Raw genomic sequence first — 436 nt, 5'->3', positions numbered from 1 at the left:
GGGTGGGGGGTGTGGGGGTGGGGGGGGGGGCGGTAGGGGTCGAGCACGGAGGTCGCGGGGTCGGTTCCCGCCCGCACGGTGCCGGCCTGGTGGGAATTGACCTCGATGCCGGTGCCCTGGCTGAAGACGAACGGATAGCCGATCTTCCGGAGGATCTTGCGCACCTCGCGGACGAGGACCTCGTGGGCGCGAGTGTTGTTGGGGGTCCAGGCGATCTGGATGTTCCCCTCTTCGGTCAGGGTGACGCGGTTGTGCGGATCGGGCAGGTCCTCGGTGAACAGCCACCAGTCCATGCTGCGGGCGGTGGCCTGGCTCAGCGCCCACTTGGGGATCAGCGGTCGTTGGCCCTTGATCATCTCACCCTGCAACTTGCCGATGAGTTGCACGTGCCCCAGCGGGTAGGGGTGGTCATCGGTGCCGTGAGTGTAGAAATCGT

General features: G+C 67.0%; 1 pseudogene. It reads right to left on the bottom strand.

Annotated features, from left to right (window positions below):
* A pseudogene (locus tag ACFWJO_RS40525) lies at nt 1–436 on the bottom strand (dehydrogenase); the annotation flags it as partial.

The organism is Streptomyces sp. NPDC127092 (genome assembly GCF_042722475.1).
In the GTDB taxonomy this organism is placed as follows: domain Bacteria; phylum Actinomycetota; class Actinomycetes; order Streptomycetales; family Streptomycetaceae; genus Streptomyces.
The sequence above is the reverse complement of the archived record's forward strand: the minus strand, read 5'-3'. Positions and strand labels throughout refer to the sequence as shown.